Genomic DNA, 13,280 nt, shown 5'->3' on the forward strand with positions numbered 1-13,280 from the left:
TATGAAAGAATTTTTGTCAGAAGATTTCTTGTTACAAACGGAGACGGCTAAACGCCTGTACTTCGAGTTTGCCGCAGATATGCCAATTATCGACTATCATAATCACCTTCCTCCCGATCAGATAGCCGATAATAAAGCCTTTGAAAACCTATATGAAATCTGGTTGAAAGGAGATCACTATAAATGGAGAGCAATGCGTGCCAACGGGGTATCAGAAGAGTTTATTACCGGAACCGCCGACGACTATACGAAATTTCGTCATTGGGCCACTACTTCGCCATATACCATGCGCAACCCTCTATACCACTGGTCGCATATGGAATTACGCAATCCTTTTGGTGTTACCGAATTACTGAGCGAAAAAACTGCTGAGAAAATCTATCACGATTGTAATGCCCAGCTTCCTAACCTTACTACGCAGAAATTATTACAACATTATAAGGTTGAAGCCTTGTGCACTACCGATGATCCGGTAGATAGCCTGGTGCATCACCAACATATTTCAAATAATCCTTTCGGAACAAAAGTATTTCCTACTTTCCGCCCAGACAGGGCCATGGCTGTAGATAACCCAGTTAGCTTCAATCAGTTTATTGATCAGCTTTCTGCTGTTGTCGGAAAAGAAATCAATACATATGAAGATTTGCTGGATGCCTTAAAAAGCAGACATGATCATTTTCATGCTGCTGGTTGCCGACTGAGCGACCATGGCTTAAATACTTTCTACTTCACAAAGGCAAGCGCCCAGGAACTGAATGCTATTTTTAGAAATACCAAAAGCAATCAACCTGCCACTGCATTAGAAAATGCACAATTCAAAACTGCTGTATTACTGGCTGTTGCAGAATGGAATCACCAGGCAGGCTGGGCTCAGCAATTTCATGTTGGTGCTATTCGTAACAACAATTCCAGGCTGCTTTCGAAATTAGGTGCCGATGCAGGGGTAGATTCAATTGGCGATTGGCCGGTTGCCGAAGCCATGAGTGGGTTCTTTGATGCATTGGACAGGAAAGACAGACTGGCTAAAACCATTGTTTATAACCTTAATCCAGCTTATAACGAGGTATTTGCTACTATGGCAGGTAACTTCCAGGATGGGGAGATTGCGGGTAAAATTCAATTTGGTTCTGGTTGGTGGTTCCTCGATCAGAAAGATGGAATGGAAAAACAAATGAACGCATTGAGCAATATGGGCTTACTGAGCCGCTTCGTAGGCATGCTCACCGATTCAAGAAGTTTTCTTTCTTATTCGCGACATGAATATTTTAGGCGTATTTTGTGTAACCTGTTAGGTAAGGATGTGGAGAATGGAGAATTACCGAACGATGTGGCCTGGTTAGGAAAGATGGTACAGGATATTTGCTATTATAACGCTAAAGCATATTTCGAGTTTTCATGAAACCGGTTAAAGTAATTACGTTCGGTGAAATCTTGCTACGATTATCACCCGATTTTGCGAAAAATTCGGCAGCTGTTTTTGTTGGAGGTGCAGAAGCAAATGTTGCTGCTTCACTGGCACAATGGGGTACTGATGTTGCTTATATCAGTAAAGTACCAGAAAATGGGTTGTCTAAAGATATTGTATCCCAGTTGGGGTTGAAGGGGATTGCAACAGACCGTATGATCTGGGGAGGCGAACGTATAGGGCTATACTATCTTGCGCAAGGAAGTGATCTGAAACATGCGGAAGTAGTATATGACCGTGCTGATTCGGCTTTTAGCACGATTGAGGCCAAAACTCAGGATTGGGATGCTTTGCTGGGAGATGCTGAATGGTTCCATTGGAGCGCCATCACTCCGGCACTGAATGAAAACATGGTCACTATCTGTGAAGAAGTACTGAAAGCTGCATCCCGTAAGGGAATGACCATTTCTACGGATCTGAATTACCGCAGTAAACTTTGGCAATATGGCAAACATCCGATTGCCGTTATGCCAACTCTCGTACAATATTGCGATGTGATTATGGGTAATATCTGGGCTGCTAATCTGATGCTGGATACGGAACTCGACGAAGATGCCATCGGTACCAATACGAAGGAAGCCTATCTGCAACAGGCGGAAGCTGTTTCTACTGCTATCTTTTCTCAATATAAAAAATGTAAAAGGATAGCATTTACCTTCAGGTTTAGCGACGGGCCAACCCATAACAGATACTATACATTCTATAATCATGATAATGTAATCAGTATTTCCAAAGAATATGAAACCAATGAAGTGGTGGATAGAGTAGGAAGTGGCGATTGCTTCATGGCCGGACTTATTCACATGCAACTAAAAGGGGGAAATGATCAGCAGATCATTGATTTTGCTACTGCTGCAGCCTATTCCAAATTCTTTGTAAAGGGTGATTTTAATTCAACATCAGAAAAAGATATACTAAAACTTATTTAATCTTATGGCTACTAGTCCAGATACTATTATAGCAGCATTTGAGCAGAGTGGAATTATCCCTGTATTTTATCATGATGATGCAGACGTTTGCCTGGCAGTTATGCAAGCCTGCTATGATGGCGGTTTGAGAGTTTTTGAGTTTACCAGCAGAGGTGCCAATGCGCGTAAGAACTTTACCATCTTAAGAGAGAAGAAACTGGCTTCAATGCCTGACCTGTATTTGGGAATAGGTACTATAAAGCAGGCGGAAGATGCTGCGATTTATTCAGGATTAGGGGCCGATTTTATAGTAAGCCCGATTATTGATCCTGCAACTGCAGAATATTGCAGGTCGGCCAGGCTGCTTTGGATTCCTGGATGCATGACGCCTACCGAGATTTCTCTGGCAGAAAAGCAGGGTGCTAAGCTGATAAAATTATTTCCGGGTAATGTACTGGGCCCGGGTTATGTAAAAGCTATAAAGCCGCTGTTCCCTAATCTTAAATTTATGCCAACCGGAGGTGTAGAGCCAACAGAGGACAGTATTGCTTCCTGGTTAGAAACGGGAGTGGTTTGTGTGGGAATGGGATCTAATTTATTATCAAAAACATTGATTGAAAGTAGAGACTGGGAAACGCTGAAAGATAAAGTTTTGCAATCGTTTGCAATTGTCAGAACGATGAAGTAACTTATGCCCTTTATAAATGTCAAACGGACTGAAATGAATTCCACAACTTTAGGTAAATATCGGTGGCGGGTATGCGCACTCCTTTTCGTTGCCACAACAATTAATTACATCGACAGACAGGTATTAGGACTATTAAAAACTGATCTTTCAGCCGAATTTAACTGGACTGAAACAGATTACAGTAACCTTGTAATGGCTTTTTCTGCAGCCTATTCAGTTGGTTTACTGTGTTTTGGTGCCTTAATAGATAAAATAGGATCTAAGCTCGGATATGCAGTATCTATTGCTGTTTGGAGCTTATCTGCCATGGCACATGGTATAGTGCGCAGTACTTTGGGTTTTGGTGTTGTAAGATCGATATTAGGAGTAAGTGAAGCCGGCAACTTTCCAGCAGCAATTAAAGCTACTGCCGAATGGTTTCCAAAGAAGGAACGTGCCTTGGCAACCGGAATCTTTAATTCAGGATCAAATATAGCAGCCGTTGTAGGCCCGGTATTGGTATACTGGCTGGCTCGTAATCATGGCTGGAGAAGTGCATTTGTATGGACCGGCGCCATCGGATTTATATGGCTGGTTTTATGGTGGATTTATTATGAAGTGCCTTCAAAGCAAAAGAAACTTTCAAAAGAAGAATACGATCATATTCATTCAGATCAGGAAGAAGAAGGAACTGGTGAACGAATTAAATGGGCCAAACTTTTAGGCGTAAGACAAACTTATGCATTTGTATTCGGAAAGTTATTAACAGACCCGGTTTGGTGGTTTTTCCTCTTCTGGTTGCCAGGTTATCTCGAATCTATATTCCATATGGATCTGAAAGCAAATCTGGGCCTTCCGATTATTATTATCTATTCAGTTACAAGCTTAGGAAGTATTGGAGGTGGATGGTTATCATCCCATCTGATTAAAACAGGCTGGCCTGTTTTTAAAGCAAGAAAAACATCTATGTTGATTTTTGCTATTTGCGTGGTACCTATTATGTTAATTCAATACACCAATAACCTGTGGATTGCTATTGCACTTATTAGTTTGGCTACGGCTGCGCATCAGGCCTGGTCTGCAACAATTTTCACTACAGCATCAGATATGTTTCCTAAACGTGCGGTTAGTTCGGTTGTTGGAATAGGCGGTATGGCAGGTTCAATCGGAGGTACATTATTCCCGATGGTTATTGGAGCAATGTTGGATCACTATAAACTTTTAGGTAATATCGGAACCGGCTACAATATTCTCTTTACAATGTGCGGAGTAGCGTATTTAGTAGCATGGACTGTTATGCATTTCTTTGCACCTAAGATGGAGAGAGTAAATTTGTAGATTTCTCGCAAAGGGGCAAAGAAGCAAAGAAGCATAAGGAATTTTTTTAGGAGACATAAGGATCGAAGCAAATGTTATTAAGGACTCCCGTTAGGTTTCAATTTTAATAGAAACCAGTCAGTAGTTCTTAATAACATTCGCTTCGATCCTTATGCCTCTTTGCTTCTTTGCCTCTTTGCGAGAAATCTATAAAGAAACCCCTCTTTTCCAAGGAATAAAATCATCCTGATTTAAAAGTTCTGCCTTCGTATATACTTCCCCGCTGGCTGTTTTAATAACATACTCTAATATTTCTTCACCCATTTCTTCAATACTTCTTTCCCCGCTGATAATTGTACCGGTATTGATATCGATGATATCTTTCATACGGGTAGCGAGTTTGGTATTGGTAGCTAATTTTACAACAGGGGCAATAGGGTTACCGGTTGGGGTACCCAATCCGGTTGTAAATAATACTACATTGGCGCCGGAACCTACTTCCGCGGAGGTAGACTCTACGTCGTTGCCGGGGGTACAAAGTAAATTTAGTCCGGGTTTGGTCACGTATTCTGTATAATCCAAAACATCAGTTACAGGAGAGGTACCGCCTTTTTTAGCAGCACCGGCCGATTTAATGGCATCGGTGATCAATCCGTCTTTGATATTACCAGGAGAAGGGTTCATATAAAACCCTGAACCAACTAATTGGGCCTGTGATTCATAAGCCCGCATAATTTTGATGAATTTATCAGAGATTTCAGTAGTCTGACAACGATTTATCAGTTCCTGTTCTACTCCACATAACTCAGGAAACTCGGAGAGGATAGAGGTGCCACCTAATGCAACCAATAAATCGGAGGTATGACCAACAGCCGGATTTGCAGAGATGCCTGAGAAGCCATCGGATCCGCCACATTCCAGGCCTATGACGATTTTCGATAAAGGACTTGGCTGCCTGGTTAATTTATTTGCTTCTGCCAGTGCCAGGAAGGTATCTTTAATAGCTGAAGATAACATGGCAAATTCGGAAGCACTTTTTTGTTGCTCGTAAACCAATACAGGTTTATTAAACGATGGATTCAGCTTCTTCAACGATTCCTGTAAAATAGAAACCTGGGCATGCTGGCAACCTAAACTCAGAATAGTTGCTCCGGCTACATTTGAGTGATGTATATATCCTGCCAGTAAAGCACACAGGGCATCTGAATCCTGACGTGTGCCTCCGCAACCACCTTCGTGAGTAAGGAATTTTATACCATCAATATTAGGGAAAATAGAACTACGTTGATTCGTAGACGTTAGTTCTTTTGCCTGATAATTACGAACAGCCTCAAGGTCTCCTTTTTTATAAAGATCTACCAGTTCATGAACCTGATCGTTATAAACCTCTGCAGGAGCAAATCCCAGCCCTTTTTCAAAAGCTGTTTTAATTACACTTACATTCCTGTTTTCACAGAAAACCAAAGGAATTACCAGCCAATAATTGCGGGTACCTACTTGTCCGTCTGCTCTCTGGTAGCCCATGAAGGTTCTGTTCTTCCAACTGCTAACATCCGGAGCCTGCCAGTCGATAGCTCCTTCTTTTTCATGAAAAGCATTAGCATCGTGAATTACATTCTTGGTATTTATACTGGCTCCCTTCCCGATAGGTTGATTTGATTTACCTACCAGCACTCCATACATGGTAATAGGAGCACCCGATTCTACATCATTTATCAGAAATTTATGTTTAGCTGCAATATTTTCTTTTAGTTGAATTTCATGCCCTTTAAATGAGATATTAGTGCCCGCCGGTAAGTCTTGTAATGCTACCAGCACATTGTCATCCGGATGTATTTGAAGATAAGTATTCATAGAGCTAAAGTAGTAAATCTGGTTTCTGGCTGATGATACTATAATATTAATCCTTGATAACATTTTGTCCAATCATTATTCAACAGCCGAAAAGCCATACTGCCACTGGTAAAAAAATGGTTTTATCCCTCGATTTATAGAGTATCTTGTTTATAAAATTAACTGTCAAATGTACAATATAAAGCCGACTTTCATAATACTGGTATTGCTTCTCGGTATTGGGGTAAATGCCTATAGCCAGCGAGATTACCTTTATAAAGAGTTCCGGAGGGCAGGTGGAACTACTGCTTTTGCTGATATAGAAAAATGGAAACAGGAAAAGTATTCAGCTATTATCAGCGATATGGCTAGTTTGCCAGCCGAAGCAAAAGCCAATATCCTTGCGGCAGCCGATAAAGCAAGGGAGTTTAACTGGCCCTCTCTCACAGCCGCCCTATATCTGCAATACCGGGATAACGGAAACCGGGTAAATTTTGAAAATGCTCAATTTGAAAGAAGAAAAGTTCTTTCTGCCCTTGTAGCCGGCGAATTAGCAGGTGGAAATGGTAAGTATTTACCTCAGATAGCCAATGGTTTATGGCTGATTTTGGAAGAAAGTACCTGGGTTTTACCTGCCCATATAGGCGCACAAAAAGCCGGCAGCGGCTTGCCGGATCCTTCCGAACCTGTAGTGGATTTATTTGCGGGTGAAACCGCTGCCACTATCAGCTATACACAGTTTCTCCTACGAAAGGAGCTGGATAAGCTTTCGCCTCAGCTAAACAGACGAATCGATTTTGAGCTAAAATATCGTATTACAGAGCCTTTTTTAGCAAGAAATGATTTTTGGTGGATGGGATTCAATGGCCGTGAAATGAACAACTGGAATATATGGATCAATACTAATGTGTTGCAGGTCGCCCTGCTGAGTGAACAGGATACTGATACAAGAAATAAAATGATAGACAAGGCTATCAGAAGCGCCGATTTCTTCCTGAATGGTTACCCCGAAGATGGTGGATGCGATGAGGGGCCCACCTATTGGGGCCATGCAGGTGGTAAACTAATTGAATTTATTAACTGGTTGCAAATAGCTTCCAATCAGCAATTGAACTGGAGCAATAATGAACTGATTCATCAGATTGGAAACTATATCTATAAGATGCATGTAGATAGTAACCGGTACGTAAATTTCGCCGATGCATCTGCGCAAACGATTCCACCACCACATACCGTGTTTTTATACGGACTTGCATTCAATGACCCGGCATTGCAACATTTTGGGGCTTACTTAGCCCAGATCGAGAATCCCGACAGCAACAAGATTAAGAACCCTTCACTTGCCTTTTTTATCTATAATCTGGAATATCGCCGGGCTATGCTGGCCACCCAACCGGCAGCTCCGTATACTGCAGTAAACTGGTTGCCCAACCTGCAGGTGTTATCTATGAGGTCTGAAGCTGGTACTGCAAAAGGTTTATTCTTTGCTGCCCAGGGCGGACATAATGCCGAAAGCCATAATCACAACGATGTAGGCAATTTTGTACTCTATATGAATGGTAAACCCGCTATTATAGATGTGGGTGTGGGAACCTATACTAAACAAACATTTAGTGCCGACAGATACAAACTATGGTTTATGCAGTCGCAATGGCATAATTGCCCGACAATCAACGGGGTACAACAACATGATGGAAGAAAGTTTCAGGCAAAGAATGTTTCCTTTATAAAAAATAAGCTGAGCATGGATTTATCGGCTGCCTATCCCGAAGCTGCCGCGGTAAAGGAATGGCAGCGTAGCTTTATTTTTCAGCCGGCGAAACGTTCCTTACAGTTAGATGATCAGTGGGAACTTTCTGCTTACAAAGAACCCACCAGGCTACATTTTATTACTTCCCTGGAAGCCGATACCAGTAAACCAGGCCGCATTCTGTTGAAAAGTGCAGATGCTACTCTCCAGATCTCCTATAATGCTGCTGCCTTTGAGCTGCAGATCGAAAAACAGGAGGTGGCAGACGGAAGGCTTACACCAGTATGGGGAGATCATATCGGACGTATTTCATTGCAGCCTAAATCCAATACCCTGAAGGGTAGTAGCCATATTGTATTTACCATGCTTAAGTAAGAAAGTACATTTTTTTTATATTGATGCCTTGATTTTTGCAAACGTTTGCATAAATTTATTGTCAATTAACACAGCGCGAATTTATGAGTACCATCTTTGAATCCAGATATGCCAACAGCCCGGCAGCAATTAAACAATTTGATACCGCACAATTAAGACAGGAATTCCTGATAGAAAAGATTTTTGAAGCAGAGGAGTGTAGATGGACTTATACCCATTACGACCGCTTTATGGCTGGTGGTGCAATGCCTGTTTCCAAAGCAATTAAACTCGAAACAATAGATTTGCTCAAAGCTCCGTATTTCCTGGAAAGACGAGAACTTGGCATCATCAACGTAGGAGGCACCGGAATAGTGCAGGTAGGAGATACCACCTATGAACTGGCTTTTAAAGAAGCACTATATATAGGAAAAGGAGAAACACAGGTAGTTTTCCACAGTAAAGATCCACAACATCCGGCTAAATTTTACCTGAATAGTACTCCTGCTCATCATACTTATCCAACCCGTAAGGTGTCAAGGCTCGATGCAGAGGTTGTAACGCTGGGAGCTTTGGAAACCTCAAACCATCGCACTATCAATAAACTGCTTGTAAACAGTGTGTTGCAAACATGCCAGCTGCAAATGGGAATGACAGAACTGAAACCTGGTAGTGTATGGAATACGATGCCTGCCCACACTCACGACAGAAGAATGGAGGTCTATTTCTATTTTGAAGTACCAGAAAACCAGTCTGTCTGCCATTTTATGGGCCAGCCTCAGGAAACCCGCCATATATGGATGCAGAACGAACAGGCTGTAATTTCCCCACCATGGTCTATCCACTCCGGTGCCGGTACCAGTAACTACACCTTTATCTGGGGCATGGCTGGTGAAAATATGGATTATGGAGATATGGACCATTGCAGGATCAACGATCTACGTTAATGAACTGATAACATCTGCTAAAACATGAAAAAGAAATTAAGTAACCTGCTGGCTTTATTACTATCCGGTTTAGCGCTGCAGGCTCAACAACCAATTTCAGAGTATAGCGCACCACAAATAGTGACGCAAATGGAAAAAGTAGCTTCCTGGCAGTGGCAACGCATTACCGACAGAGGCTGGAACCATTCCCCTACCGACTGGACCAACGGCGCTATGTATGCTGGTATGATGGCCCTTACCACCGTTTCCAACAATGCTGCTTATATAAACAGATTATTGGAGGTTGCTAAAGGAAATAATTGGAACACAGGACCAGACAGGTTTTTTGCAGATGACTATTGTGTTGGCCAAATGTATTCACAACTCTCTTCCCTATATAGTGATCCATCGATGATTGCTAAATGGAGGAAGCTAGCGGATAGTATAGTGGCTGCTCCACATACCGAATCGCTCGAATGGAAAAATAGCATTCATCGCAGAGAATGGGCATGGTGCGATGCCTTGTTCATGGGCCCACCGGCGCTGGCTTACTTAAGCACAGCAACCAAAGATCCCCGTTATATTGAAACAGCTATAAAACTCTGGTGGAAAACTACCGACTACCTGTACAATAAGCAGGATAGTTTGTATTATCGTGATGGTAGCTTTATTGGAAAGAAAGAACAGAATAATGCCAACATATATTGGAGCAGAGGCAATGGTTGGGTAATGGGTGGATTGGTGCGTATGCTGAATAATCTGCCTGCAAATCATCCTTCCCGGCAGCAGTTCATAGAGCTATATAAGCAAATGGCCTATCGCATTAAACGCCTGCAATCGGCCGATGGTACCTGGCATGCCAGCCTGCTCGACCCGGACAACTATCCTGCAAAAGAAACAAGCGGCACTGGTTTTTACGTATATGCATTAACGTGGGGAGTCAATAATAATATACTTCCGGCGGCAGAATTTCTGCCTGTTGTACAGAAAGGCTGGCAGGCCCTTATCGGATGCGTACAACCCAATGGTAAACTTGGCTTCGTACAGGTAATAGCTGCTGCTCCAGGCAAAGCAACAGCGGAAGATACCGACGTTTATGGCATAGGCGCTTTTCTACTGGCAGGATCAGAGTTAATTAAATATGATCTTCAACAGCAAAAAGCTCCGGTACTCACAATCACTAATAATACCGGCTTAAGCAGAGAAACGGAAGTAGTGGAAATACCCTATTCACAGTTTGCAGCTAAGCTAAATAAGCAGCTTTCCAAAAGCTTTATAGTAACTGACCTGTTAAGAGGCGTCGAAATTCCATATCAACTCGTTTATGAAGGAAAAACTACTCCTCAGAAAATAGTTTTTCTGGTTACCATCCCTCCCGGAGCCAGCATCCCGGCAGCTATTACTGCAGGTACTCCGGCTCCTGTTAAAGCAAGAACCTACGGCAGATACGTACCTGAAAGAAAGGACGATTATGCCTGGGAAAATGATAAAATTGCTTTTAGAATGTACGGAAAAGCATTGGAGCAGGTGCCTAATGAAATGGCACATGGTATTGATGTCTGGGCTAAACGTACAAATGACCTGGTAATAGATACCTGGTATAAACTGGATAATTATCACCACGATAATGGTCAGGGGCTCGATTTCTTTAGTGTACATCTTACCTTAGGTGCTGGAGATACCGCGCCCTATGGAAAAGATTCAATCTATTATCCAAAAAACTACAGGCAATGGAAAACATTGGATAATGGACCCTTACGCACTACTTTCGTTTTAACTTATGAAGCCTGGAATGCTGGTAATGTTCCTGTAACCGTTACCAAAACAGTGACAATAGACGCGGGTTCCCAGCTCAACAAAATGCAGATGCAATTCAGCTTTAAAGGCGATTCTTTACCGGTAGTTACAGGCATCATCAAACGAGACGAACCAGGAACCCTGCTACTCGACGAAAAAAATGGGATAATGGGATATTGGGAACCTCAACACGGCGCAGATGGAACTATTGGAACCGGATGTGTGTTTAATTCTCCGGTAAATCTTCAGACCGATAAAGTGCATCTATTGCGCAAAGGAACGGCAAATAATCAACAGCCCTATAGTTATTACTTTGGTGCTGCCTGGAGTAAGGGTGGAAATATAGAATCTGCCAATGCCTGGTTCGATTATCTGCAATCATTTGCACAGAAATTAAAACAACCATTAACGATTCAATAAACTCATGAATTTATTTCAGCTAAACGGAAAGATAGCCCTTGTAACAGGTTGTAAACGTGGCATTGGTAAAGCAATGGCTATTGCACTGGCAGAGGCAGGAGCCGATATTATCGGAGTATCTGCCTCCCTGGAACTACAAGGCAGCGAAGTGGAAAAAGAGGTTACCGCTATAGGCCGTAACTTCAAAGCATATCAATGCGATTTCTCTGATCGTAAAGCCCTTTACACGTTTATTGAACAGGTGAAACAAGACTTTCCGGTTATCGATATCCTAATCAATAATGCTGGTACTATCAAAAGAAAACCGGCTGCCGAACATCCTGATGAATATTGGGATGAGGTAATTGATACCAATCTTAATGCCCCGTTTATTCTTACCCGTGAAATTGGTAAACGAATGACGGAACAAGGGAGCGGAAAGATTATCTTTACAGCCTCACTGCTAACCTTCCAGGGTGGAATAAACGTACCGGGTTATGCGGCCAGTAAAGGGGCTGTAGGCTCTCTGGTGAAGGCATTTGCAAATGAATGGGCCTCAAAGGGTGTAAATGTAAATGCAATAGCACCAGGATATATAGATACCGACAATACAGCCGCATTAAGGGCAGATAAAGACCGCAGTCAGTCAATTCTCGACAGAATACCTGCTGGTCGCTGGGGTACACCCGCCGATTTTGCCGGGCCGGTTGTTTTTCTGGCTTCCAAAGCTGCCGATTATGTACACGGTACTACCCTGATTGTTGATGGAGGTTGGATGGGAAGATAATAAGGAACTACATGAGCAAACGTACTGAAAAAACTATTGTTGATATTGCAGAAGAGCTAAACCTCTCCGTATCTACCGTGTCACGCGCCTTAAATGATAATCCAAACATTAGCGCACGTACGAAAGAGAAAGTGAAGAAAATGGCTCGTAAGTTGGGTTACCGACCCAATGCACTGGCAGCCGGACTTAGAAATAATAAAAGCAAAACTATCGGATTGATAGTGCCGCGTATTTCTATGTTCTTTCCGGCAACTATCAGTACCATTATCCAGAACAAACTCCAGGAGTATGGATATCACCTGATCATTTGCCAATCGAACGATAGCTACGAACAGGAAATTGCACTGGTCAATACATTGTATTCGGCCAGGGTAGATGGTTTGGTGGTTTCAACTACTTTATATACCACCGACTTCTCGCATTTTGATATTTTCAGAACAAACAATATTCCTGTCGTATTTTTTGATAGGGTTCCGAAAGATTATGATGTTAAAGTAATTAAGGGGGATGATTATTTAGGAGGATACCTGGCCACCTCCCATCTTATAGAACGTGGCTGCCGTGATATTGTGCATATTTCAGGGCCCTTGTCCTGTAACCTGTATGTAGAGAGAGTTGCAGGTTATAAGAAAGCATTGCAGCAACATCAGATTCCGGTTAGGAAAAACAGGTTGTTTTACCAGGAATTAACCCGTGAAAGTGCCTGGCAGACCTGTAAGAAGATATTTTCCCAGAAGCCTTATCCCGATGGGATTTTCGCTTCCAATGATACCACTGCCATTACTGTTATGGAGTATTGCAGAACAATAAAGGTAAAAGTGCCCGAAGAACTAAAAATAGTAGGATATTCTAATGATCCGAGAACGGAAATTATTTCACCACCTATTTCTAGTGTGGATCAATATCCTGCAATGATGGGTGAAAGAGTAGTGGCAGCACTGATGGAATTGATAAATTCTCCAACTGCTGCAACAAAGTTCACTCCGGAAATTATACCTATCCAACTGCTGGAGCGCGAATCGTCTGCTGCTCCGGTGAAGCATGGGAGAAAGAAGAAATGATTAAATAATAATCCAC

10 protein-coding genes are annotated in these 13,280 nt (G+C 42.3%); 9 read left to right on the top strand and 1 reads right to left on the bottom strand.

The features are described from left to right. The first annotated feature begins 1 nt into the window (after position 1). From uxaC to DVR12_RS05585, 4 genes are read left to right on the top strand one after another with little or no spacing between them, the layout of a single operon-like run. Positions 2-1,399: a glucuronate isomerase gene (gene uxaC / locus DVR12_RS05570; protein ID WP_116974488.1), complete on the top strand. Its 1,398-nt coding sequence runs from the start codon at positions 2-4 to the stop codon at positions 1,397-1,399. Beyond that, a complete protein-coding gene (locus DVR12_RS05575) occupies positions 1,396-2,394 on the top strand; it encodes a sugar kinase (RefSeq protein ID WP_116974490.1) in 999 nt (332 codons plus the stop codon). Before uxaC ends, DVR12_RS05575 begins: the two co-directional genes overlap by 4 nt. Positions 2,395-2,398: 4 nt before the next feature. Next, positions 2,399-3,061: a beta/alpha barrel domain-containing protein gene (locus DVR12_RS05580; protein WP_116974492.1), complete on the top strand. Its 663-nt coding sequence runs from the start codon at positions 2,399-2,401 to the stop codon at positions 3,059-3,061. A gap of 33 nt (positions 3,062-3,094) precedes the next feature. Beyond that, entirely contained in the window at positions 3,095-4,378 is a 1,284-nt protein-coding gene (locus DVR12_RS05585; RefSeq protein ID WP_116974494.1) for an MFS transporter, read from the top strand. 186 nt (positions 4,379-4,564) lie between these two features. Here DVR12_RS05585 and DVR12_RS05590 read toward each other — a convergent pair whose 3' ends face one another. Next, positions 4,565-6,211 carry a UxaA family hydrolase gene (locus DVR12_RS05590; RefSeq protein ID WP_116975118.1) on the bottom strand — a complete coding sequence of 549 codons (1,647 nt, stop codon included), beginning with the start codon at positions 6,209-6,211 and terminating at the stop codon, positions 4,565-4,567. Between the two features lie 169 nt (positions 6,212-6,380). Between DVR12_RS05590 and DVR12_RS05595 the strand changes: the two genes are divergently transcribed. The 5 genes from DVR12_RS05595 (at position 6,381) to DVR12_RS05615 (ending at position 13,264) form a co-directional block, all read left to right on the top strand. Continuing rightward, on the top strand, positions 6,381-8,315 hold the full coding sequence (locus DVR12_RS05595; protein ID WP_116974495.1) for a heparinase II/III domain-containing protein: 1,935 nt from the start codon (positions 6,381-6,383) through the stop codon (positions 8,313-8,315). A gap of 83 nt (positions 8,316-8,398) precedes the next feature. Beyond that, the gene (gene kduI, locus DVR12_RS05600) at positions 8,399-9,241 is read left to right on the top strand and encodes a 5-dehydro-4-deoxy-D-glucuronate isomerase (protein ID WP_116974497.1); all 843 of its coding nucleotides are present in this window, start codon (positions 8,399-8,401) and stop codon (positions 9,239-9,241) included. Between the two features lie 24 nt (positions 9,242-9,265). Continuing rightward, positions 9,266-11,437, top strand: coding sequence for a DUF4861 family protein (locus DVR12_RS27550; RefSeq protein WP_158563209.1), 2,172 nt, complete (start codon positions 9,266-9,268; stop codon positions 11,435-11,437). A gap of 4 nt (positions 11,438-11,441) precedes the next feature. After that, on the top strand, positions 11,442-12,203 hold the full coding sequence (kduD, locus tag DVR12_RS05610; protein ID WP_116974499.1) for a 2-dehydro-3-deoxy-D-gluconate 5-dehydrogenase KduD: 762 nt from the start codon (positions 11,442-11,444) through the stop codon (positions 12,201-12,203). Between the two features lie 11 nt (positions 12,204-12,214). Next, positions 12,215-13,264 (top strand): LacI family DNA-binding transcriptional regulator, encoded by a 1,050-nt coding sequence (locus DVR12_RS05615; protein ID WP_116974501.1) that lies wholly within the window; start codon positions 12,215-12,217, stop codon positions 13,262-13,264. Positions 13,265-13,280: the final 16 nt, after the last annotated feature.

The organism is Chitinophaga silvatica, assembly GCF_003419895.1.
GTDB classification, from domain to species: domain Bacteria; phylum Bacteroidota; class Bacteroidia; order Chitinophagales; family Chitinophagaceae; genus Chitinophaga; species Chitinophaga silvatica.

What these genes read in the sequence shown, in the direction of transcription:
- uxaC (WP_116974488.1), top strand. Translation starts at nt 2, where the DNA reads ATGAAAGAATTTTTGTCAGAAGATTTCTTGTTACAAACGGAGACGGCT.
- DVR12_RS05575 (WP_116974490.1), top strand. Translation starts at nt 1,396, where the DNA reads ATGAAACCGGTTAAAGTAATTACGTTCGGTGAAATCTTGCTACGATTA.
- DVR12_RS05580 (WP_116974492.1), top strand. Translation starts at nt 2,399, where the DNA reads ATGGCTACTAGTCCAGATACTATTATAGCAGCATTTGAGCAGAGTGGA.
- DVR12_RS05585 (WP_116974494.1), top strand. Translation starts at nt 3,095, where the DNA reads ATGAATTCCACAACTTTAGGTAAATATCGGTGGCGGGTATGCGCACTC.
- DVR12_RS05590 (WP_116975118.1), bottom strand. Translation starts at nt 6,211, where the DNA reads ATGAATACTTATCTTCAAATACATCCGGATGACAATGTGCTGGTAGCA.
- DVR12_RS05595 (WP_116974495.1), top strand. Translation starts at nt 6,381, where the DNA reads ATGTACAATATAAAGCCGACTTTCATAATACTGGTATTGCTTCTCGGT.
- kduI (WP_116974497.1), top strand. Translation starts at nt 8,399, where the DNA reads ATGAGTACCATCTTTGAATCCAGATATGCCAACAGCCCGGCAGCAATT.
- DVR12_RS27550 (WP_158563209.1), top strand. Translation starts at nt 9,266, where the DNA reads ATGAAAAAGAAATTAAGTAACCTGCTGGCTTTATTACTATCCGGTTTA.
- kduD (WP_116974499.1), top strand. Translation starts at nt 11,442, where the DNA reads ATGAATTTATTTCAGCTAAACGGAAAGATAGCCCTTGTAACAGGTTGT.
- DVR12_RS05615 (WP_116974501.1), top strand. Translation starts at nt 12,215, where the DNA reads ATGAGCAAACGTACTGAAAAAACTATTGTTGATATTGCAGAAGAGCTA.